This window comes from Bacillus sp. J41TS8 (assembly GCF_018333035.1).
In the GTDB taxonomy this organism is placed as follows: domain Bacteria; phylum Bacillota; class Bacilli; order Bacillales; family Bacillaceae; genus Bacillus; species Bacillus paralicheniformis.
The window spans coordinates 294,072-316,878 of the sequence record NZ_BORF01000002.1 but is presented as its reverse complement, the minus strand read 5'-3'; the positions used below and the strand labels follow the sequence as shown (position 1 = coordinate 316,878).

Here is a 22,807-nt window from a genome sequence, read left to right as displayed (position 1 = left end):
TCCCGCTTTTTACGATTATCGACGTAATCCTAGTTTGTTGATCAACTCACGGTAACGAGTTACGTCTTTGTTACGAAGATACGTAAGAAGATTACGACGTTTACCTACCATTTTAAGAAGACCGCGACGTGAGTGATGGTCTTTCTTGTGAGTGCGTAAATGCTCGTTCAAGTTGTTGATTTGATCTGTTAGGATAGCGATCTGAACTTCCGGTGATCCCGTGTCAGATTCGTGGGTTTTGAACTCATTGATGAGTTGTGTTTTACGCTCTTGAGTAATTGCCATCCTGTTTCACCTCCATATAATATTAGCCCCGATTACCTAGCAAACGCCGGTGATTCGATTTGCCAAGTGAACGGTTTTAAAGCTACAGACAATATGATACTAGAAATGCGGGCCTAATGCAACCATTTATGATGAAGTTTAGCTATTATCACCATTGTTGACGCGTATTGCCGTTTCCATACATCTAGATTTCGGCCGGCTTCCGCTCTCTGAAGAAGCGGATCGCTTCTTCTTTGTCTCTAGAAATCTGTTCGACAAGCTCGTCAACGCTGCCGAATTTTTTTTCGCTCCTCAGCCGCTTATACCATTCAACCTTAATTTCGGACCCGTATATGTCACGATCAAAATCGAATAAGTTGACTTCGATTGAAGGCTGCCCCGGCCGTTTTTCGTAAAACGTCGGCTTGTATCCGACATTGCAGACGCCGTTGTAGACAGCGCCGCCGATTTCGGCTTTAACGGCATACACACCTGTCGGCGGGACGATGTATGTGTCTTTAAGGCCGATATTAGCGGTCGGAAATCCGATCGTTCGGCCCCTTTTATCGCCGTGGATCACAAAGCCTTTCACATGGTACGGCCTGCCGAGCAGTTCAGCGGCGTACTCGACGTCTCCGGCTCCCAGGACGGTGCGGATTCTCGTGGAGCTCACCTTTTGGTCCTGATTGGAGTATTTTGCGACAGACGTGCTTTTGACACGGCCTTTCGCATACTCCTGGAAGTTTTCCATTGTGCCTTTGCCGAATTTCCCGAAGGTAAAGTCAAATCCGGCTACAACATGAGTAACGTGAAAGCCGAGTATATATTGATCGATAAATTCTTCAGGCGATAGAGAAGCGAATTCAGGGGTAAATGTGACAACGTATAAAAAATCGACCCCTAAATCTTCAATGATGCTGATTTTGTCCTGCAAAGGCGTGATTAAATCTTTTGGCTCCCGGCCTTTTTTGAGCACGGCAGAAGGGTGGGGATGAAAGGTCATCACGGCCGTTTTGACCCCTTCTCTTGCCGCGGTGTTTTTTGCTGTAAGAATCACTTGCTGATGTCCCAGGTGAACACCGTCAAAATAGCCTAATGCCATAACAGATGTCGGAAAATCCTCACGCTTCAAGTCGTGTGGGTGGGAAATATGTATCGTCTTCAAGAACGGTCACCTTTTCTATTGTTCGCTTTTTTGCACGAGTACTTTTGCCGGCTTCAACAGGCCGGTTTTGGTCGGATGCGGATAATAGACGGCTGTGCACCGGCCTGCTTCCGTAAAGACCGCAATGCGGTCTTCGCTCGTCAAATGAGAAAAGCTGCCGGGCGTTTCAAGCACCGCTCCATTTTCCACTTTCTTAGCTAATGTATCACTAATTATCCATTTCGGCAAATGATCAAGCGCACGTTCGATGGGGACGAGCTTTTCGGACAATGTTCCACCAGCAATCAAGCCTTCGACGTCTTCAAAGGTCAAGCATTCATCAAGGGTAAAAGGGCCTGATGCGGTCCTGACCAGGTTGGACATATGCGCGGGATATCCGAGCTTCTCCCCGATGGTTACCGCCAAGGTCCTGACATATGTGCCTTTTGAACATGTCACAACAAACCGAAAGCGGGCTTTATCCTGCTCATGGCGAATCTCGGATGTCAGTTCGATATGATGGATGGTGATGGCCCGCTTCGGCCGTTCAACCTCGATACCGGCCCGCGCGTATTCATACAGCTTTTTGCCGCCTACCTTGACAGCGGAATACATCGGCGGGACTTGCTCAATCGTTCCTTCAAGAGATCTCAGGACGCTCTGCACGGCCTGTTCATCAGGCGGCGCTAAAACGGGCTTCTTTTCCGTGACTTGCCCCGTCTGGTCTTCTGTCTCCGTGGAACAGCCAAGCGTGACCTCTGCATCATATGTTTTGGACTTTTCCGTCAAATACTCGACGACTTTGGTTGCTCTCCCGACGCAGATCGGGAGAACGCCCGACACCTCGGGATCCAATGTGCCGGTATGGCCGACCTTTTTTGTTTTCAACAGTTTGCGGATCTTCATGACGCAGTCGTGCGAAGTCATGCCGACCGGTTTATGTAACAGAAGGACTCCGTTATACATTCGTGTTTCTTCGCCCCTTTCTCATTTGGAGCTAAAAAGGACAGGCAGTCGCCCGCCTATCCTTTTTCAGCTTATGATTCTTCTTTGTTTGCGTTCAGCTCGTGAATCAATGTTTCGATACGGTTTCCGTAATCGATCGATTCATCGAACTCAAAATGGATTTCAGGTGTTTTGCGAAGCCTGATTCGGTTTCCAAGTTCGGAACGAATAAAGCCCTTTGCTTTTGCCAGGCCCTTGAGCGTTTCTTCCCGTTTCTTTTCATCGCCTAAAACGGAAATATACACTTTAGCAATTTGCAAATCACCTGAGACCCTGACATCAGTGACTGTTAAAAATCCGATCCGCGGATCTTTCAGCTTTCTGCCGATAATGTCACCAAGTTCTTTTTTCATCTGCTCACCCACACGGGTAGCTCTCATCGTCATGACCATACCACCTCTACGTTAAAACCACTCTGTTCTCGTGATCGTCCGTTCAATTTCCGGAAAAGAGTCGATAAAGCTTAAAACCCGTTGCAGCTCTTTTTCCGTTTGCACGCGAGAGGAAGAAACGGCGGCGATACCAAAGCTTGTGCGCTGCCAAGTGTCCTGGTAGTCAATTTCTGAAACAGAAACGTTGAACTTTGCGCGGATTCTTGTGATCACCCGCTTCAGCACCGCCCGTTTTTCCTTGAGTGATGATGCATCGTAAATGATGCATTCGCATTCAACGAAACCGATCACTTTCTTTCAATTTCTTGCATGACATACGCTTCGATCATATCGCCTTCGCGAATGTCGTTGTATTTCTTAATGGTGATACCACATTCATATCCTTGTGAAACTTCTTTCACATCATCTTTAAAGCGTTTCAGCACATCGACTTCCCCTTCATAGATGACGACGCCGTCGCGGATTAAGCGGATTCCGCTGTCACGTGTGATCGTACCTTCCGTTACATAGCCTCCGGCAATCGTTCCGATTTTAGAGACTTTGAATGTTTGACGGACTTCAACCATGCCGATCACTTTTTCTTCATACTCAGGATCAAGCATGCCTTTCATGGCTGCTTCGATCTCATCGATGACTTTATAAATGATGCGGTGAAGGCGGATATCCACATTTTCGGCTTCGGCGGTACTCTTAGCATTTCCGTCAGGTCTGACATTAAACCCGATCACGATTGCATTTGAAGCAGAAGCTAAAATAATGTCTGATTCGGTAATCGCACCTACGCCTGTGTGGATGATTTTGACTCTGACGCCTTCGACTTCTATTTTTTGCAGTGCTGCAACGAGAGCTTCAGCAGAGCCTTGAACATCAGCTTTGACAACGAGATTAATGTCTTTGACATCGCCTTGTTTAATCTGTTCAAACAAGTCATCAAGGCTGAGCTTCGCTTTATCGCTGCGCTGTTCTTCAAGCTGTTTGGTAGCGCGGGCTTCGCCGACTGAACGGGCTGTTTTTTCGTCTTTGAACACAAGGAACTGATCCCCTGCGTTCGGAACTTCGTTCAATCCGGTGATTTCAACAGGTGTTGACGGCCCCGCCGATTTAACGCGTCTGCCGACATCATTGACCATCGCGCGAACGCGTCCAAATGTGTTCCCGACGACAATCGGATCTCCGACGTGAAGCGTTCCGTTTTGAACGAGCAGTGTTGCGACAGAACCTTTTCCTTTATCAAGCTCGGCTTCGATGACCGTTCCTTTTGCTCTGCGGTTCGGATTCGCTTTGAGCTCCTCGACCTCGCTGACGAGCAGGATCATTTCGATCAGCTCATCGATCCCCTCTCCTGACAGTGCTGAAAGAGGAACGAAAATCGTCTCGCCTCCCCATGCTTCAGGAACAAGACCGTGCTCTGTCAGCTCCTGCATCACCCGGTCAGGGTTTGCCGTCGGTTTGTCGATTTTGTTGACAGCGACGATGATCGGCACTTCAGCCGCTTTCGCATGGTTGATCGCTTCGACCGTCTGCGGCATGACCCCGTCATCTGCAGCTACGACGAGAATCGTAATATCCGTAACTTCCGCACCGCGTGCGCGCATCGTTGTGAATGCGGCGTGGCCCGGAGTGTCAAGGAAGGTGATTTTTTTGCCGTTTTCCTCGATCTGATAAGCGCCAATGTGCTGTGTGATGCCTCCGGCTTCGCCTTCGACGACCTTCGTTTTTCTGATGCTGTCGAGAAGCGTTGTTTTACCGTGGTCGACGTGGCCCATGATCGTTACGACAGGAGGACGGATTTCAAGGTCTTCTTCTTGATCCGGCTCTTCGTACTTTTCGAACTCTGTTTCTTCAAGGACGATCACTTCTTCGACGTCGACGCCGTATTCTGAAGCGATCAGCTCAACGGTATCTTTGTCAAGATCTTGGTTGATCGTTGCCATAGTGCCGAGAAGCATTAATTTTTTAATGATTTCTGACGGTTCTTTTCCGAGCTCTTCAGCAAGCTGCCCGACCGACATTGAGTTGGTAAATTCGATTTTTTCAGGCAGTTCTTTTTTCGGCTTGAACTGTTTCTCCTGAGGAGATTGATGATTTTTACCGCGCTTGTTCTTTTTGTTATTGTTGTTGTTGTTTTTCTTCTTGTTTTTATTGTTAAATTGAGTATTCTGCACGTTATTCTTCTTTCCGTCTCGATTTTTGTTTGGCTTACTTCCGGCATTCTGTTTTGCGGCTTCTTGCTGCGGTTTTTGTCCGCCTGTACCGGCATCCTTTTTATTTCCCGCAGGTTTAGCGCCCTTCTTGAATTTTTGATCAAGCTGTTTAATCGCATTTTCCTCGATCATCGCCATATGGTTATTGACTTCGATATTCATATCTTTCAATGCCGCGATAATATCTTTACTTGAAACATTTATGGCTTTTGCATATTCATAAACTCTCATTTTAGCCATTCGTTCACCCCCAAAAAAATTAATCGAGCTTTCGGAGCAACGTATTCGCAAAACCTTGATCAGTGACAGCAACAACCACACGGGATTCTTTGCCGATTGAACGGCCCAAAAGCATACGATCTCCGACTTTTTTCACCGGTACATCGTAGTGCCTGCATTTGTCGGTTACTTTTTTCTCCGTGTTAGCCGATGCGTCGTCTGCAAGCAAAACAAGCTTTGCGCGCGAATGCCTGATTTCTTTCACAACCAGGTCTTCTCCGGACACGACCTTTCGAGCTCGATTCGCCAGACCCAGCAAGGAAAACCATTCTGATTCCGACATTTATCTGTTCTCCTTTTCCGCCAGTTCCAGCAGTTCATCAAAAATCTGATCATCAATCTGTGCTTGAAGCTGATTTGCTAAGCTGTTTTTCTTTTTTGCAGTTAAAATGACGTCTTTATCAAGTGTAAGGTAGGCTCCCCGGCCGTTCTTCTTACCGGTCGGGTCTACGGAAACTTCCCCTTCTTTCGAGCGGACGACGCGGATGAGCTCCTTTTTAGGCTTCATTTCCCCTGTTACGACGCATTTTCTAAGCGGGATCTTCTTTCGGCTTTTCACCAAAGGTCACCTCTTATTCATCCGATTCTGGAGTTTCGCTTTCCAAGAAAAGCTCTTCCGGCTCCTCTTCTTCAAGCTCCCTTGGATAAATTCCAAGCTCTCTTGCATCTGTTTCGCTTTTAATATCGATCTTCCAGCTTGTCAGCTTGGCTGCCAGGCGGGCGTTTTGACCTCTTTTTCCGATGGCGAGCGACAGCTGGTAGTCAGGAACGACAACCGTTGTCGCCTTATCCTCTTCATTGACGATGACGTCGAGCACTTTTGAAGGGCTCAGCGCATTGGCGACGAATTCAACCGGATCGTTTGACCAGTGAACAATGTCAATTTTCTCGCCTTTCAATTCATTGACGATCGCCTGAACGCGCTGACCCTTCGGTCCGACGCAGGCGCCGACGGGATCGATGTCGGGATTATCCGTACGGACGGAAATCTTCGAGCGGTCTCCCGCTTCTCTCGCCACGGATTTGAGCTCGACCGTTCCATCGTAAATTTCCGGGACTTCGATTTCAAAGAGCCGTTTTAATAAACCTGGATGAGTTCTTGAAACGTAAATCTGCGGACCCTTCGTCGTTTTTTCGACTTTTGTAATGAACACTTTGATCCGGTCATGAGGCTTGTAGACTTCATTCGGCATCTGTTCTGCAACCGGCAGAAGCGCCTCGATTTTTCCTAAAGAAACGTAGATGAACTTATTGTCGATCCGCTGAACGATGCCTGTCATGATATCTTCTTCGCGATCGATGAATTCGGAATAGATGACGCCGCGCTCTGCTTCGCGGACGCGCTGAGTCACGACCTGCTTTGCCGTCTGGGCAGCGATGCGGCCGAAATCCTTCGGCGTCACTTCGATTTCCACGACATCCCCGACAATGTAGTTCGGATTGATGTTTACGGCATCTTCAATCGAGATTTCAAGGCGCGGATCATACACTTCATCCACGACATCTTTGCGGGCGAAAACGCGGATTGAACCGGTGTCGCGATTTAAATCTACCCTGACGTTCTGCGCCTGGTTGAAGTTCCGCTTATAAGCGGAAATGAGCGCAGCTTCAATTGCTTCAATAATAATGTCCTTACTGATTCCCTTTTCTTTTTCAAGAACAGTCAGGGCATCTAACAACTCACTACTCATGTTTATGGTTTCCCCCTTAAACAGTCAAAAATTAATTGAACGAAACAGCCAGCCTTGCTTTGGCTACTTTATCATATGGAATATTGATCGTTTTCCGGCGCGTTTTGATCATCACCGCGACTTCCACGTTTTCACCGTCAAATGCGGAAAGCTCGCCTTCAAACTCTTTATTGCCTTCAATAGGTTCGTACGTTTTAATATATACGTTTTTTCCGAGCGCTTTCATGAAATCGGCTTCTTTCTTTAAAGGCCTCTCAGCTCCAGGTGACGATACTTCAAGAAAATAGTTTTGCTTGATCGGATCAGCCTCGTCGAGCTTTTCACTAAGAGCTTCGCTAACCTTGGCACATTCCTCGATGTCCACGCCGTCATCTGAATCAATAAACACGCGAAGAAACCAGCTCGGACCTTCCTTGACAAATTCGATGTCAACGAGCTCAAGCTGAAGATTGTCTAGTATAGGCTGGACCATTTCGCTGACGGTATCGATCACTTTGTTACTCATACTTTTCCTCCTTGTGCAGGCTCCCATTCATCGGCTCCCTCGTAAAAACCCTGCTTCAAAAGCAGGGGATTTTAGAAAAAACGATGAACATGTCGAGACAAAATTGCCTGTTCAATACAAAAGAGCGGGTTTCCCCACTCTTCGCCTCGGCTATCGTTAGCATTTCCAATAAAACTATACCATAACCATATTTTTATTGCAAATCATGACAGCGTTTAGTATGCCGCATTTCGGAAGCGGATGATTTTTCATTCATCCGCTTCGCATGTTCTGAAATGACAGAAGCGGCAGAGCTCGGATAAACGATCCGGAAACCGTCATAATCCGGATAAAGGGTCCCGTCATCCTGAATACCGGTCAAAATCCAAAATTGGCTGCCCGCCCCGCCCTGCTTTTCTATGAGTTCAAGCCAAGTTCTGTAGACGTCGTCCCTTCTGGACTTATCCTGATAGCCGTACTCTTCTAAAACGACCGGCTTGCCGATTTCTTTTCCATCGCAAATATGGTCTGTGATCCACTGATTCCCCCACTCGGCCGTTTTGCCCCAATGATCCGGATAGAGGTGATATGTGCCGTAATCAATATGCTTCAGAGCGGTCAGCCTTTTCCAATCCACACCCTCTCCGCCGTTGTAATGCCAATCAGGGTGCCCTTCTATATGATAAAATCCTTCATCTCCAACTGCTACAAGATGGTGCCGATCAATGGATTTAATAAATCCGCTCATCTCATCCGCCCATTCGACAAGTGTATTTCCGCTTCTGTCAGTCTGGACCCTTGGTTCATTGGCAAGCTCCCACGCCATAATCGCGGGATCATCTTTATATTTGACGCCATTATATGTGTTGACTCGGTTCAGCATATAGGATACATAGTTCTTATACGCCTCTTTAATGTCCGGATGAGTGTAAAAGGCGTCATGTCCATCCGCCTGAAACCACCTGACATATTGATTCATTCCGCCGAAATCATCCCAGTTGTTCACAAAAGGAATGACAAGTTTTATCCCTGACTGTCCCGCTTTATAAATGGCATAGTCAAGCTTTGAAAAGCCTGATTCATCATATATCCCCGGCCTTGGCTGCATGACGGTATTTTCCTGCGGCTGGCCGTCAAGAAATCCCCAAATGCGGATCACTTTCAAATTCATCGCTTTCATATCTTCGAACACATCATCGACCATTTTTTTAGATTTATAATGGAAATAATAGTTATTCGTCCCGGCAAAATAAAAGTCTTTCCCATTTAAGGTGAACGATGTTCCGGATGTCTCAACAAAAGGAGACGCGGCTAGTGCCGGTCGGGAATTGCCAAACTGAATGGCGGAAAGCGCAAGCAAAAACGGTATCAGCAGTGTCAAAAAAACCTTTTTCGTCATCATTATTTTTCCCTGCTTTCATAAAGAAGATCCATGGACGGCGCCATTCAGAGATTAGCAGGCCGTTCAAGGCGTGACTTTCACCTTCACGACCGCCTCGACGCCTTTCGGCCACAGTTCAAATGTAAAGGTGGAATCGCTTTTCAAATACTTTAAAACCCGCTCTCTCAAATACAAATCCCCGTCTTTTTCGTAAAAATCCTCGTCATAGTTCAAGTAGGGCGTCCATGACCATACTTCTTCAAGAACCGGCCTTCCTGTAGAATCGACGACTCCTTTAACCGTAGCCAGCTTCGTTCCGTTCAGTGACGCCGGGATTTTGAGATCACCGCTGATTGCCGATTGACTGATGGTGAATTCGCTTTTTTCAAGCTTCGGGTCATCATAAAGGATGATTTCCATAACCTGGCTGGCTCCTTTATAAAACGTAAAAGTGAGCTTCGCTTTTACCCCAGGCTGCTCAGACCCTTTTATCAGCTTTGCCAAGCAGGATGCTTTAATAGAGACCGTTTTTCCGGCATTGTCAACTGTATAATCACTGCCTTCCTTTAATGGTTCGGATTTCTGATAAATACCAGTCAGCACATTGCCGTTCAGCTGAATGTCCACCGTCTGATCGCTGAGGTTTTGACCTTTTTTGATAAAAAGATCTGCCGGTTTGATGATCGCATTGGGAACGCCGCGTCCCGCCTGAATGACAATCTCTTTAACAACAGGATCGCGCCACTGTCTCTCAGTCCGGTCAAACTGGTCATTCCCGTTGTCCCACCACATCGGGACCATTTGATATTTGTGGGCAAGGCGGACAAACGTATCATGATAGAGCCGCTTTGAATGATTTTCATTGGCGCCGAGAGTACCGTATTCGCCGATGATAACCGGGTATCCTTCCCTTACAAATTTTTCATAAACCGGTTTGATATCCTCCTCCATCTCGGAGATTTCCGCTGCCGATCCCCAAGTCGTCCGGCCCCACCAGTTTGATACGTAATCCCACGGAGAATAGTAGTGATATGTGAGGACAATCCGGTCATCATCCGGCGGTTCAAATGAATGAAGCAATTCATCTTTGTTATCTTCAAGCCCCCCGGCGATCACGAACCGCTGGCTGTTGTTGCCGCCGGTCGAACGAATGATGTTCAGCATCTCGCGGTTAAGCAGATTCATTTGATATGCGTTCATTCCAGTCGGTTCATTGACGATTTCAAACAGGAGGCGTTCACTTTTGTTTTTAAAACGCTCGGCAATTTGCTTCCAGACTTTCCCCAGCTTATCTAATGTCTCCTGCTGGCTGTTTCCCATGCGGCTGATCCATAGCCAAGAATCGTGGTGAATATTTAACACGACATAAAATTCTCTTTCCAATGCCCAATCCGTCACTTCTTCCACCCTGTTCATCCAAGCGGTGTCGATCGGATACCTGGGAGCGCTGCCGATGTGAGAGTCCCATGTCACCGGAATCCGGACGCTTTTAAACCCCGCGTCGCGAATATCATCAAAAGTATGCTCGCGAACCGGCGGATTGTTCCAAGAGCCTTCTGTCGGAACAGCATCCAGTGTGTTGCCTAGGTTCCATCCAGGGCTCATGTTTTCCAAAAGGTCTGCCGGGGTGATGATGCTCTGCTTTCCTTGCTTTGCTGACCCGTTTGTTCCCGAAGCTTTCGGAACTGCGGATAAAAGAACGGTTCCCATGATCAAAACGAACAGAATAATCGACTTTAAACATAAGGCTAACCATTTTTCTCTCAAACTTTTGATCTCCTTTTTTAGATGATCGTGCAAAACACTCGCTAAAATCCCTAAATTTTAAAAAGGCGGCTGAACGCCGCCTTTTCCCAAACGTTCAAGCGCATATCAATCTGACATTCTCTTACTGATTGTTATGCATTTCCGATTAAACGGTCATACTCTGCATAAGCTGTCGCCATATCGACCTGAGACCAGAAACGGTGATACACAAAAGTCGGCAGACCGTTTTCCCATTTGCCTGTATTCGGATTCCACGAGGTCTGATATTTATTTTCCAAATAAGGCCACATCGGATCGTTTTTAATCTTCGGACGGAGGTCGGCATGACTGATATAGACGCCGTTACCGCCCTTTGCCGGATCAGACGGCACAGTGTTGGAACCAGGAATGGTGTTGCCCTGCCCGTTTCTGCCGCTCCAGCCATTCGGAAAATAGACTTCCTTCGTAAAGTAGCGGATATAATCTTCATGTTCTTCCTCTGCTGCGATACCGATTCCGTCATTTTTATTCCATGCTGCATCAAGCAGTTCTTTTGCCACGTTTTTGGCCTTGTTTCCAAGAGCGGTAAAGCCGCCGGTTTCGGCTTTTGTTCCGGCTGCAAAGAAGACAAGCGTTTTAATATAGCTGCCGAGAACGCCGACATCTTGAGAAGGATTCTTCGTCGTGACATGCAGTCCCGGATTTCCGGTAAATGAATCAAATCCCTTCCACGGATCAGGCTGGCCGCTCCATTCAAGGTTTGCCGGAATCCAAAACTCGCCTGGATCGGATTGTACGGCGATCTGCGGGTTTTGGCCGCCAAGGACGCGTTCTCCCGCTTCATTTAAATAATAGCCTTCTTCATCAGTAACAGGCCGTTCGCCCACAAACACATAATCAAGCGAGTACGCGATCCATTTTTCAATCACATGCTTTGCCATTCGGAAGTTTTCAGACGATTTGTCACCTTTCTCTGCGAAAATATAATACAGTTCCGCCACCCTTTCCAGCGGCCAGACTTGCATCCCGAACCAATTGTTAGAAGGCGGATCGTGATATACAGGCGCTTCTGTGTATGCCATTCCGTAAAATGTGCTGACATTTTGCGGATATGCGCTGTAGCTGCCGTTCCAGCTGTTCGTGGCGCCGCCGGCAACAGCTCCTTCTGAAGAAAGCAGCCATGTGTAAAGTTCCAGCTGCCTTTTCAGCGCCTTTTCCCAATCGATGCGCGCCGTGGATGAATTTGGAACCAATCCGCCTTCAGCCGTTGACAGTGCATAAGAAGCGACAGGGTTTTGATAACCTTGGTGCACATGACTCGCGCCGATCCGCCACGCCCAGTTGGCATACTGTCCCAATCCGCCTCCCCAAGCGGTGTACCATGCCATTAAATAATGACAGGCATTTTTTCCAGTTCCGCGGGAAGGCGAGCCGTCAGCAGCGCTTCCAATCTCTTGAAAGTATTTGTCATACATGCCGTAACGGAGAAAGTCCCCCATTTTTTTAGCTTTTTCTAAATACTTCGTATTGCTGTAGCCCCATTGCCTTGCCCAGTACATCGCCTGAACGGCGCGCGCATCGGCGTCGGTCGCATTAGTGTAGCGCCATTGCGGGGCAGGAGCCTGATTTTCTTTAGTAAACAGACTCATAAATCCTTCATTCGGTTTTCCAAACGTCTGATTATCCTGAGAGGGGTGCGGAACCGTTTCCCAAACAGACTCCTGTTCACCGCGCTGATAAGTGTTCACATAAACGGCGGTGTGTGATGGGTTCAACAGGTTCCCGAATCCATACCAGTTATCGACATCAAGCAGCCAGTGCATTAAATACGTTTCATTGCTTCCGTATGTGGATCTAAGTTCACTGTCAAGCGGATCGTTTCCGGCCGGATATTGTCCGGTGAGAGCCGAAGGATAAAGATCTGGGTAGCGGTGTTCGGCGGCATATGTGGCAGGGCTTGAGGGGTTATAGTAGTTCATCGTCGGCTGTTCTTCGTTTCCATCGCCTTCATTGACCGGGATGATATATTTCTCCATATTGTCCCAGGCGGCTTCTAGCTTTGACCAGTCCTGTGTGTATCGGCCGTACATCGCTTCAAGCCACAGCCAATAACTGTATGCTTCAGATGTTGTCATATGGCCGTAATCAGGCGCTTCACATATGAGCGTTTCAACTGAGTGATAAGGAATGCCTTCCGGCGAAAAATAGCCGTTTTGCGGATTTTTAATTTGCTCATACAATTGCATAAAGCGTGTTTTATTGTCCATGATGCGTCCTCCTTTTGAAGCTTCAAGCTTTCGTTTCATATGATGGGACTGCCGGGGATTGAATCCGGGCGTTTTTTAGCCGGGCTCATTTCCAAAAACAAGCCGGCCTTCATCATATACCGGCATATACCGGGTTTTTGCCAGCGTGTGTGACAGCCCCCGGTAAGAGTGGTCATTTTCCGGATTCCAAAAAGACGTCCCCGCCGGAGCCGCTAGGCGGAACTGAACTTCTTTCTTATGGGCGGATTGACCGCCGGGGTATATCATAACCCCGCTGAAGCTGACTTCCGTATAGTAAATGTGTTCGCCGCTGTGATATGGCTTCAGCTGGGACACCGACGCTCCTTCGTTGTATCCGGTTGATACCTTTATATCTTCCGAAGAAAATCCGGCATTCACCGCTTCAGTCAGGTCCACGTAATAGCGGAACGACAGCTTATCGGTTTTCTTTGCCGGCCATCCTGATCGGTTATTAAGCTGCACTCTGATTTCTGAGTAGTTGTTTCCCGAGCTGTTTATGGATGCCTCTGCAAAAAATTCATCTTCTGGTGTTTCCTTTTCGGGAAAATGAGGCAGCGGTGATTGTCCGGCACCATACAGTTGAAACATTTTCGCTGCATTGCCCGTGAAAGCCGCATTGTAATCGATCGCAACTTCGTTTGACACATAATCATTTGTTTCGTCCCGGTACGAGTCATCTCTTCCCGGTCCGCCTACTAACGCGCCGTAAAGGGTATGGCGGTGGTTTTCAGGCACATTCATATGATCGGCCCATGAACCGTGTGCGGTGCGGTGATGCGGGTGCTTCGGCGGGTTTGTTCCGTACCCGACGATAAAGCTGCGCTGTTGCGGATTATCCCCAAGCATATAGTTCATTTGCTGAACCGCAAAATCCCGATATCTTTTTGCTTTGCCGGCATCTTTTACCCAATCTGAATAAACAAAAGCGAGAAAAGCGGCGTTTGAAGTGTAGCGCAGCGATCCCCACTGCTCAAGCCACGCCAGCCCGCCTGGTGTATAAGTGATACGCTCTGTGCTTCCATTATGATTGTAGCCTGTCGACCAATAATCAAGATTGCGTTCGACAGATGCGGTAAATCGGGATTCGTTCGTCAGACGAGCGAGCAGCAGCTGTGCTCCGTAAGTGACGTCATCCCAGGAAAGCGTCCAGCGGTAAGGCCAGCTTGCGGGATCGCCCCAATCTGAGACCGAAGCAAGCGCTTTATCCAAATATTTTTGATCGCCGGTTGCCAAGTAGAGCCAGACAGCTCCCCATGTCAGTTCATCTTTATATCCGCTCCACGAATGATAATATTGCTGCGCGTCTGTAATGCAGTCTGAATATTTGCCGCGGTAGCGGTCGGCAAAATCATACAATTCCTTGGCATGGGCCAATAGTTTATTTGAATAAGAAGCATCTGTCGGCTTGAAGATGATTGATGCAGAAGCTAGGGCTGCTGCTGTACCGCCGGCAAGGTCTGACCCGGGACAGGCTGCATCTATCTTATAGGCCGGCCGCTTCATAGGCATCACTTCGGCCGGGCCCCACCAGGCGTGATCTTGGGCCCCATGGCCGACTTGGCCCCAAAACTCATAACGATCTGTATGCGCTTTAATAAAATAGTCTGTCGCCCATCTGATATTGTCTAATATCGCATCAAGCTGTCCTGCCGCTTCATAGGCATCGCGGTACTCATAGACGGACCACGACAGAACGGCCGCAGAATAAGCCATTGGAAGGCCGAACTTCACGTGATCTCCGGCATCATACCATCCGCCTGTCAAATCATGGCCGACATCTTTTCCATCCTCAAGAGCAGAGTCCCCTCTCCAATTCAGACGGCTGCTTTCCGGAAGCTTTCCGGAGCGCTGCGCCTCATAGAAAAGAATTGATTTTTGCAGCAATTCCGCATAATTTTGGCTCTCTTTCGCAGATGCAATGTCCGCCTTGCCGGAAACCGGCATGAACAACATCGCAAACGTAAGCAGTAAAACAAAGAAAAACGCTTTCATTTTCCAAAAAGCTTTCTCTTTCAACGGACTCCTTCTTCCTCATTTTGTTTTCCTTCAAAACAGCCGATGTTTACATGACACTCACCTCCTTTAGTGACGGACAAATGGTGTCTTTCGGTAAGCGGAGAAGAGACTGATTGAATTTTTGAAATTTGAAGATGTGCTGCAGATTCGCCTATTTTGGTTCAACATGCAGGATCAGTGTTTGCGGGGGGAACGAGGAACTTTGTTTGTTTAATCAAGAAACTAACTTCTGTTCACTGAAAAAAGCGGACTTCTTTATTGAATGATATCATTTTGAAAATATTAACATTAATGCATTTTTATTGTCAATCAATCTAACAAACTTTGAGGCCGCAATATTCGCGCCTCTGAATCTTTGAAGCACGCGCTGGATTAGCAACAAAAAAAGAGACTGCCGAATAAGTCGGCAGCCTTTAAAATAAAGACAGCTGGTTCTGATCTGGGAGCGACTCGAGACAGCCGTGGCGCTCCAAGTATTCCATGATCGTTTTTGACACCTTGCCTCTTTTTTGCAAATCTTCTTTGGAAAGAAATTCGCCTTCTTCCCTTGCTTTGACAATATTCAAAGCGGCGTTTGTTCCAAGCCCCGGTATTGAATTAAACGGCGGAATCAAGCTGTTTCCGTCAATGATGAATTCGGAAGCGCTCGATCTGTATAAGTCGACTTTTTGGAAAGAGAAGCCCCTTTCGCACATTTCAAGCGCCAGCTCAAGCACCGTGAGCAAACTTTTCTCTTTCGGAGAAGCGTCAAGGCCTTTAGAGTTGATGTCATCCATGACGGCTTTAATCGCTGTCGACCCTTTGATCATCGTTTCGATATCAAAGTCATCGGCCCGCACCGTAAAGTATGCTGCGTAGTAGAGCAGCGGATGATGGACTTTAAAATAAGCGATTCTGACCGCCATCAAAACATATGCCGCAGCGTGGGCTTTCGGGAACATGTATTTGATTTTTTTACACGAGTCGATATACCAGTCCGGAACATTATTATTCTTCATTTCTTCTTCCCATTCAGGTGTCAGTCCCTTACCTTTACGGACAAATTCCATAATCTTAAAGGCGAGGGATGGCTCAAGCCCCTGGTAGATTAAGTACACCATAATATCATCACGACAGCCGATCACTTCGCTCAGTTCACAAATATTATTGTGAATCAGCTCCTGCGCGTTGCCGAGCCATACGTCCGTACCGTGTGACAGGCCGGAAATCTGAACGAGCTCGGAAAATGTCGTCGGCTTGGTGTCTTCGAGCATCTGTCTGACAAAGCGGGTTCCAAATTCAGGGATGCCAAGCGTTCCGGTTTTACAGCCGATCTGCTCTTCGGTTACCCCTAAAGATTCTGTCCCTTGGAAAATTTTCATCACTTCGGGATCATCGGTCGGAATCGTCTTCGGATCAATCCCGCTCAGATCCTGGAGCATACGGATGACCGTCGGATCATCGTGTCCGAGAATATCCAGCTTCAGCAAGTTGTCGTGGATGGAATGAAAGTCAAAGTGCGTCGTCTTCCATTCGGAATCGGTGGCATCCGCCGGAAACTGGATTGGTGAAAAGTCGTAAATATCCATGTAATCAGGCACAACGATGATTCCGCCCGGGTGCTGCCCTGTCGTCCGCTTGACGCCTGTACAGCCTTGGACAAGGCGGTCGATTTCCGCCCCGCGCATATGCAAATTGTTGTCGTTAGCATACCCTTTGACATACCCGTAAGCCGTTTTTTCGGCGACTGTGCCGATCGTTCCCGCACGGTAGACGTTATCCTCTCCGAACAGGACTTTCGTATAGTTGTGGGCGTGCGGCTGATATTCGCCCGAGAAGTTCAAGTCGATATCAGGAACCTTGTCCCCTTTAAACCCCAGAAACGTCTCGAACGGTATGTCGTGGCCGTCTTTTCTGTAGGCCGCTCCACACTTCGGACAGTCTTTGTCAGGCAAATCAAATCCCGAACCGACCGATCCATCGTTGAAAAACTCGGAATGGCGGCAATCCGGACAGACGTAATGCGGCGGCAGCGGGTTGACCTCGGTAATTTCCGTCAATGTTGCGACAAGGGAAGAACCGACCGATCCCCTTGAACCGACAAGATAGCCGTCATCAAGGGAGCGTTTTACAAGCTTATGAGAGATCAGATAGATGACGGCGAATCCATGGCCGATAATGCTTTTCAGCTCTTTTTCGATCCGCTTTTCGACGATTTCCGGAAGGTCGTCGCCGTAAATGCTTTTTGCTTTCTCATAGCTCATGCGGCGGATTTCGTCATCTGCGCCTTCGATCTTCGGTGTGTAAAGATCGTCTTTGATCGGCTTGATTTCTTCGATTCGCTCGCTGATCAAACGGGTGTTCTTGACGACGATTTCTTTCGCTTTTTCCTCACCCAAAAATGAAAAGGCCTCAAGCATTTCATCCGTCGAACGGAAATGAACGTTCGGCAGTTCGTGCCTGTTGAGCGGATTTGCGCCGCCTTGTGAGGAAACCAGAATCTTCCGGTAAATTTTATCCTCAGGGTTCAGGTAATGAACATTCCCTGTTGCTACTACTGGAATATTCAGTTTCTCGCCGAGCTTTGTGATGTTGGCGATGATTTCTTTTAACGCTTTTTCATCCCTGACGAGTTCAAGCTGGAGCAGGTGCCGGTAAACTTCAGGCGGCATGACTTCAAGATAGTCATAAAATGAAGCGATGTCTTCGACCTCTTCCGGCGATTTCTGCATCATGCCTTCGAATACTTCGCCTTTGTCGCATGCCGAACCGATTAAAAGGCCTTCTCTGTACTTTTCAAGCTGTGACCTCGGGATCCTCGGCACCCTGTAAAAATAATGGATATGTGAAAGCGACACGAGTTTGAAAAGGTTTTTCAAACCTGTCTCATTGACTGCCAAAAGGGTCGCGTGATATGGCCTTGAACGCTGATAGGCATTGGACTGCCCCATATTTTCATTCAGCTGATCGTGGTACATGATATTTTTTTCGGCCGCGTCTTTCAGCATTTTCACAAGGAGATAGCCCGTCGCTTCGGTATCATAAATCGCCCTGTGGTGCTGGGTGAGCTCGATGTCAAACTTTTTACAAAGCGTATTCAGCCTGTGGTTTTTGAATTCCGGATAAAGAAAACGGCCCAGCTCAAGTGTGTCAATGACCGGGTTCTGCACTTTCTCCGAATTCAGCAGACGCTTGTAGGCGACATTGATGAAGCCGATGTCAAAGCTTGCATTGTGAGCGACAAGCGTGTGATCTCCGACCCATTCTTTAAAATCTCGGATGACCTCTTCGGCTTCAGGCGCATCTTTCAGCATATCATCGGTAATCCCAGTCAGCTCGATGATCGTAGCCGATAAAGGGCGATGCGGGTTTGCAAACCTTTCAAAGCGTTCGATAATCTCCCCGCCTTTTACTTTTACGGCGGCCAGCTCGATGATCGTATCATAGACGGCCGACAGCCCCGTCGTCTCGACGTCGAACACGACATATGTCTCCTCTTCAAGCAGGCGGTGCACCGGATTGTAGGCAATCGGCACGCCGTCGTCGACGAGGTTGGCTTCAAGTCCGTAGATCATTTTCACGCCATGCTTTTTGCTCGCCGCGAATGCATCAGGAAACGATTGGACAACAGCGTGATCAGTGAGCGCGATAGCCGGATGCCCCCATTTTTTCGCCTGTTCGACAAGCTTGCCGATACTTGATACGGCATCCATCTGGCTCATCGGTGAATGGAGGTGGAGCTCGACACGTTTTTCGTCCTCCGGTGCTGTATCCTCACGGGTTTTCCCTTTGATTTCATTGACATCGTTGGCGATCATCACCAAATCGCGGACGAATGTATCGTTTTGTATGCTTCCTCTAGCCTTTACCCACATCCCTTTTTTCAGGGACTTCATCAAAACAGCGTCCTCTTTTTCACGTGCGAACATTTTGACGAGAATGCTGTTTGTATAGTCGGTTATCTTAAAGATACAAAGCGTTCTGCCGCTTTTCAGCTCTCTTGTTTCAGCGTCGAATACATAGCCTTGCACCGTAATTCTCCGCTCTTCATCCATGATGCTGTCAAGCGTTCTGATCTCTTCAGAGTCTTTAATCTGGTAGCCGATCTGAAGAGGGCCTGACGGCGCTTCATCGTCTTGGGCTTCCTTATCCTGCTTTTCCATTTCGATTAAAGCCTGAAGGGCTCTCTCTTGATCTTCGGCCATTTTTTGCTCTCTGAATTTCTGAATCTCTTGATCTGACACAAAGATTTCTGTGTCGAGCTGGAGCTCAGGAAAACCGAATGTGCAGTAGCTTGACTGGATGAGCGAGCTGTATTTCTTTTTTAAAGCGGATGCTTCTGTATCTGTTTTCGTTTTAAGCAGGATTTTGTTCCCCGTAAGCTTGGGCTTTTGGTCGTTCAAAAGCGTCAAAATCGGCGGGGAAATACCATCGAGTTCCTGGATGCAGCGCGTCCAGTAATCCTGAACAAGCTGCTCGTCAATCGAAGGGTTTTCCGCCTCGATGGAACAGGTGACCTGAGCGATATGGGAAAAGGTGCGGGTCAGCTGGGTGTGAAACCGTTCGAAGATTTGATAAGGCAGGACATTTTTCAATTTAAAGTGAAAGTGCCATGTCTTCTTGTTTTTATGAACGGTCAGCTTTATGATTTGTCCGCCTTCAAGGTGACGGATCATCGTATCTTCCGTTACATTCAGCTGCTGCAGAAGAATTTGAAACTGTCTTCTGTTGACAGAAAGCTGGTCTTCCAAGACAGATTCCTCCCTAAAAGAAAATCATAATTGAAGGTACCTTGGGACGATTCCCGAGGTACCTTCCTTTACTCTAGTTTAACATCTTTAAGAGTGAGAAGATAAGCTCTTGACTTGTTTTTCGATAAAGTCCAAAAGCTCTTCAGCGGCGACTTCAAATGATTCTCCGGTTTTGCGGATCTTCACTTCGACAACGCCTTCATCAGCTCTTTTTCCGACCGTGATGCGGATCGGCAGACCGATCAAATCGGAATCTGCAAATTTAACGCCGGCCCGTTCAGCACGGTCATCAAACAATACGTCATAGCCGTTCGCTTTAAAATCTTCATACAGCTTTTCGGCAAGCTGAACCTGCGCGTCATTTTTCATGTTAAGCGCGAGGATGTGCAGGTCATACGGCGTCACTTCCAGCGGCCAGATCAAGCCTTTATCGTCATGATGCTGCTCAACGATGGCCGAAAGTGTCCGGGAAATCCCGATTCCATAGCAGCCCATCAGCATCGGCTGAGCGCGTCCGTTTTCGTCAAGGTATGTTGCGTCCATCGCTTCAGAATAGCGGGTGCCGAGTTTAAAAACTTGTCCGACTTCGATTCCTTTTGCAAAACGGATCGTTCCGTTTCCATCCGGTGAAGGGTCTCCTTCCTGGATCAAGCGGAGATCGGCGAATGTCACATTGTGCACATCCCGGCTGATATTCACGTTTTGATAATGGTAATCTGTTTTATTCGCTCCTGCTGCTGCGTTTGCCATCGCCTTCACAGCAAAGTCTGCAAAGATTTCGATTTCGCTGTCAAGCCCCACCGGTCCGACAAAGCCAGGCTCAGTACCTGTTATCTCAGCAACCTCTTCGGCGCTCGCGAATTCGATCGTTTCTGCTTGGAGCAGATTCTTCACCTTAATATCGTTGACTTCATGATCCCCTCTCGTCAACACGAGGACAAAACGTCCGTCTGCTTTCATGAGCATTGATTTCACGCAGTCTGACGGGGATATGCCAAGAAATGCGGCAACTTCTTCGATCGTTTTGACCGAAGGTGTGTGGACTTCCTGGAGCTCTTTCATTTCAGCCTTCTCGCCAGCACCGGCTTCCTTCACTTCAGCCATTTCGATGTTGGCAGCGTATGAAGACTGATCAGAATACGCAATTGTATCTTCACCGACATCGGACAATGCCATAAATTCATGGGTATCCTTTCCGCCCATCGCGCCTGAATCTGCAATGACCGGTCTGAAATTCAAGCCGCAGCGCGTAAACACATTCGTATACGCCTGGTACATATCATTGTACGTTTCATCAAGGCTTTCGGCGGAAGAATGGAAGGAATACGCATCCTTCATGATGAATTCCCGGCCTCTCAACAGACCGAAGCGCGGGCGCTTTTCATCGCGGAATTTCGATTGGATCTGGTAAAGGGTCAGCGGAAGGCGCTTGTACGATTTCACTTCATCTCTGACGATGCTTGTGATGACCTCTTCGTGTGTCGCGCCAAGGGCAAATTCGCGGCCGTGGCGGTCTTTCAGCCTCATGAGCTCAGGACCGTACGTGTACCATCTTCCCGATTCCTGCCAAGTTTCCGCCTGCTGGAGCGCAGGCATCAGCATTTCGACGGCATTGATTTTCTCCATTTCTTGGCGGACAATGCTCTGGATTTTATGAATGACTTTATTGGCAAGAGGCATATAGCTGTATACACCGCTTGTGTTTTGTCTGATAAACCCCGCTCTGAGAAGAAGCTGATGGCTTTTTGCTTCAGCATCAGTCGGTACTTCGCGGAGCGTAGGAATTAAAGTCCTGCTCTGTCTCATTCGTTCGCACCTCATTTGTTTCAGTTGGTTACTTTTTGAGTCGGGAACGGCGTCCCTAAAAAAGAGCCTTTTAAAAGGCTTGGCTGCACTTAAAAAAGGCAATTGGTTTTACAGAAATAAGCGCTGGATATCGTTCCATGTGACGACAAGCATTAAGAGCATCAAAAATGCGACGCCGACAAAGACGACAAACGCTTCTTTTTCTCGGTTGATCGGCTTTCCGCGGATCGCTTCAATAAACAGGAACAACAGTCTGCCGCCGTCCAGCGCAGGGATTGGCAGAAGGTTGACGATCCCGAGGTTAATGCTTAAAAATGCGGCCAGCTTCAGCAGATTGATAATGCCTGTCTTGGCCACTTGGTCTGTCATGTCATAAATGCCGACAGGACCTGCCAGCATGTCGATTGAGAATTGTCCCGTGACGAGCTTTCCGAGATTGGTCACGATGCTCTGCGCTACTGTCGCCGTTTCGGTCGCACCGTAGGAAATTGATGTCAGGATTCCTGTTTTCATCGGGTTGTAAGCGCCGAATCTGCCGACGGTTTCGTCCCCTGCCTTGACTGCTTCAGGTGTTACGTATTTCGTCACCTTGACGTTGTCGCGCATCACCACGATTTTCAGTTCTTTTTCAGGGTGTTCCTTGACCGTGTTGACAATATCCGTCCACGATCTCATGTTCTCCCCGTTGATCGTTTGAATGCGGTCTCCTTCCTGGAGTCCCGCTTCCGCCGCCCGTCCGTTGTCTATCAACTTGCCGAGCACCGGCTCGTCAGACGGCACTCCCTGCATCAGGCCGAGCATTACGAGAATGACATAAGCCAAAATAAAGTTCATGATCGGGCCGGCCGCAATCGCCTTTATACGCTGCCAAACCGTTTTTGAATGGAATTGGCGGTTGTAAGGAGCGATCTGGACTTCTTCCCCGTCTACGATGAAAAAGGACGTTTCACTGACAGAAAAGGATGAGAGATGATCTTCATTGCCGTGCTCATAGCCCGTAATCCTCATCTGATGCTCCAGGTCAGCCTGCTCCACTTCGATGACCAATGCGTCAGGATACTTTTCTTTTTGGTTGATAATGATCTTTTCGACTTTGTTTTCACTGTCGAACAACAGCCCGACCGTATAACCGGGCTTCACTTCAATCATCTCAGGATCTTCGCCGGCCATTCTGACAAAGCCGCCGATCGGAAGAAGCCTGATCGTATAAACGGTCTCATTTTTCTTAAACGAAAAGATTTTCGGACCGAAGCCGATAGCAAACTCCCGGCACAGTATTCCGGCTCTTTGAGCAAGGATGAGATGACCAAGCTCATGGAAAAATACGAGCGTTCCAAAAATAAGAATAAACGCGATCACAGTATTCACGAACATACC

The 22,807-nt window shown here is 48.0% G+C and carries 17 protein-coding genes; all 17 read right to left on the bottom strand.

All coding sequences use genetic code 11. The annotated features are described in order from the left end of the window. Positions 1–15: 15 nt before the first annotated feature. The 17 genes from rpsO to rseP all read right to left on the bottom strand — a co-directional run bounded on the left by rpsO (position 16) and on the right by rseP (position 22,804). A complete protein-coding gene (rpsO, locus tag KI350_RS05045; protein WP_003181879.1) occupies positions 16–285 on the bottom strand; it encodes a 30S ribosomal protein S15 in 270 nt (89 codons plus the stop codon). A 184-nt stretch (positions 286–469) separates the two neighbouring features. Next, on the bottom strand, positions 470–1,429 hold the full coding sequence (gene ribF / locus KI350_RS05040; RefSeq protein WP_020451435.1) for a bifunctional riboflavin kinase/FAD synthetase: 960 nt from the start codon (positions 1,427–1,429) through the stop codon (positions 470–472). Positions 1,430–1,444: 15 nt separating this feature from the next. Further along, a complete protein-coding gene (gene truB / locus KI350_RS05035) occupies positions 1,445–2,374 on the bottom strand; it encodes a tRNA pseudouridine(55) synthase TruB (protein WP_025811410.1) in 930 nt (309 codons plus the stop codon). A 71-nt stretch (positions 2,375–2,445) separates the two neighbouring features. Further along, positions 2,446–2,799: a 30S ribosome-binding factor RbfA gene (gene rbfA, locus KI350_RS05030; RefSeq protein ID WP_003181873.1), complete on the bottom strand. Its 354-nt coding sequence runs from the start codon at positions 2,797–2,799 to the stop codon at positions 2,446–2,448. Positions 2,800–2,817: 18 nt separating this feature from the next. After that, complete coding sequence (locus tag KI350_RS05025; protein WP_020451433.1) at positions 2,818–3,096, bottom strand: DUF503 domain-containing protein; 279 nt, start codon at positions 3,094–3,096, stop codon at positions 2,818–2,820. Next, positions 3,093–5,249 carry a translation initiation factor IF-2 gene (gene infB, locus KI350_RS05020; protein ID WP_065644158.1) on the bottom strand — a complete coding sequence of 719 codons (2,157 nt, stop codon included), beginning with the start codon at positions 5,247–5,249 and terminating at the stop codon, positions 3,093–3,095. Before infB ends, KI350_RS05025 begins: the two co-directional genes overlap by 4 nt. Positions 5,250–5,268: 19 nt before the next feature. Next, positions 5,269–5,571, bottom strand: coding sequence for a YlxQ family RNA-binding protein (locus KI350_RS05015; RefSeq protein WP_020451431.1), 303 nt, complete (start codon positions 5,569–5,571; stop codon positions 5,269–5,271). Beyond that, a complete protein-coding gene (gene rnpM, locus KI350_RS05010; RefSeq protein ID WP_029327011.1) occupies positions 5,572–5,847 on the bottom strand; it encodes an RNase P modulator RnpM in 276 nt (91 codons plus the stop codon). A 13-nt stretch (positions 5,848–5,860) separates the two neighbouring features. Then, entirely contained in the window at positions 5,861–6,979 is a 1,119-nt protein-coding gene (nusA, locus tag KI350_RS05005; protein WP_003181864.1) for a transcription termination factor NusA, read from the bottom strand. Positions 6,980–7,010: 31 nt separating this feature from the next. Then, positions 7,011–7,484, bottom strand: a complete 474-nt coding sequence (gene rimP / locus KI350_RS05000) for a ribosome maturation factor RimP (protein ID WP_023857195.1) — start codon at positions 7,482–7,484, stop codon at positions 7,011–7,013. Positions 7,485–7,677: 193 nt separating this feature from the next. Further along, positions 7,678–8,865 (bottom strand): glycoside hydrolase 5 family protein, encoded by a 1,188-nt coding sequence (locus tag KI350_RS04995; protein WP_065644157.1) that lies wholly within the window; start codon positions 8,863–8,865, stop codon positions 7,678–7,680. A 63-nt stretch (positions 8,866–8,928) separates the two neighbouring features. Then, positions 8,929–10,611: a cellulase family glycosylhydrolase gene (locus KI350_RS04990; RefSeq protein WP_065644156.1), complete on the bottom strand. Its 1,683-nt coding sequence runs from the start codon at positions 10,609–10,611 to the stop codon at positions 8,929–8,931. Between the two features lie 131 nt (positions 10,612–10,742). Then, positions 10,743–12,857, bottom strand: a complete 2,115-nt coding sequence (locus KI350_RS04985) for a glycoside hydrolase family 48 protein (protein ID WP_065644155.1) — start codon at positions 12,855–12,857, stop codon at positions 10,743–10,745. Between the two features lie 75 nt (positions 12,858–12,932). Next, complete coding sequence (locus KI350_RS04980; RefSeq protein ID WP_212930446.1) at positions 12,933–14,894, bottom strand: glycoside hydrolase family 9 protein; 1,962 nt, start codon at positions 14,892–14,894, stop codon at positions 12,933–12,935. Positions 14,895–15,307: 413 nt separating this feature from the next. After that, positions 15,308–19,624 (bottom strand): PolC-type DNA polymerase III, encoded by a 4,317-nt coding sequence (locus KI350_RS04975; protein WP_020451423.1) that lies wholly within the window; start codon positions 19,622–19,624, stop codon positions 15,308–15,310. Positions 19,625–19,711: 87 nt separating this feature from the next. After that, on the bottom strand, positions 19,712–21,430 hold the full coding sequence (locus tag KI350_RS04970) for a proline--tRNA ligase (protein ID WP_025811401.1): 1,719 nt from the start codon (positions 21,428–21,430) through the stop codon (positions 19,712–19,714). A gap of 108 nt (positions 21,431–21,538) precedes the next feature. Next, positions 21,539–22,804 (bottom strand): RIP metalloprotease RseP, encoded by a 1,266-nt coding sequence (gene rseP, locus KI350_RS04965; protein WP_096748095.1) that lies wholly within the window; start codon positions 22,802–22,804, stop codon positions 21,539–21,541. Positions 22,805–22,807 lie beyond the last annotated feature (3 nt).

Excerpts from the sequence above, each read along its gene's own strand:
- rpsO (WP_003181879.1), bottom strand. The coding sequence starts at position 285 with ATGGCAATTACTCAAGAGCGTAAAACACAACTCATCAATGAGTTCAAA.
- truB (WP_025811410.1), bottom strand. The coding sequence starts at position 2,374 with ATGTATAACGGAGTCCTTCTGTTACATAAACCGGTCGGCATGACTTCG.
- rbfA (WP_003181873.1), bottom strand. The coding sequence starts at position 2,799 with ATGACGATGAGAGCTACCCGTGTGGGTGAGCAGATGAAAAAAGAACTT.
- infB (WP_065644158.1), bottom strand. The coding sequence starts at position 5,249 with ATGGCTAAAATGAGAGTTTATGAATATGCAAAAGCCATAAATGTTTCA.
- KI350_RS05015 (WP_020451431.1), bottom strand. The coding sequence starts at position 5,571 with ATGTCGGAATCAGAATGGTTTTCCTTGCTGGGTCTGGCGAATCGAGCT.
- nusA (WP_003181864.1), bottom strand. The coding sequence starts at position 6,979 with ATGAGTAGTGAGTTGTTAGATGCCCTGACTGTTCTTGAAAAAGAAAAG.
- rimP (WP_023857195.1), bottom strand. The coding sequence starts at position 7,484 with ATGAGTAACAAAGTGATCGATACCGTCAGCGAAATGGTCCAGCCTATA.
- KI350_RS04995 (WP_065644157.1), bottom strand. The coding sequence starts at position 8,865 with ATGATGACGAAAAAGGTTTTTTTGACACTGCTGATACCGTTTTTGCTT.
- KI350_RS04985 (WP_065644155.1), bottom strand. The coding sequence starts at position 12,857 with ATGGACAATAAAACACGCTTTATGCAATTGTATGAGCAAATTAAAAAT.
- KI350_RS04970 (WP_025811401.1), bottom strand. The coding sequence starts at position 21,430 with ATGAGACAGAGCAGGACTTTAATTCCTACGCTCCGCGAAGTACCGACT.
- rseP (WP_096748095.1), bottom strand. The coding sequence starts at position 22,804 with ATGTTCGTGAATACTGTGATCGCGTTTATTCTTATTTTTGGAACGCTC.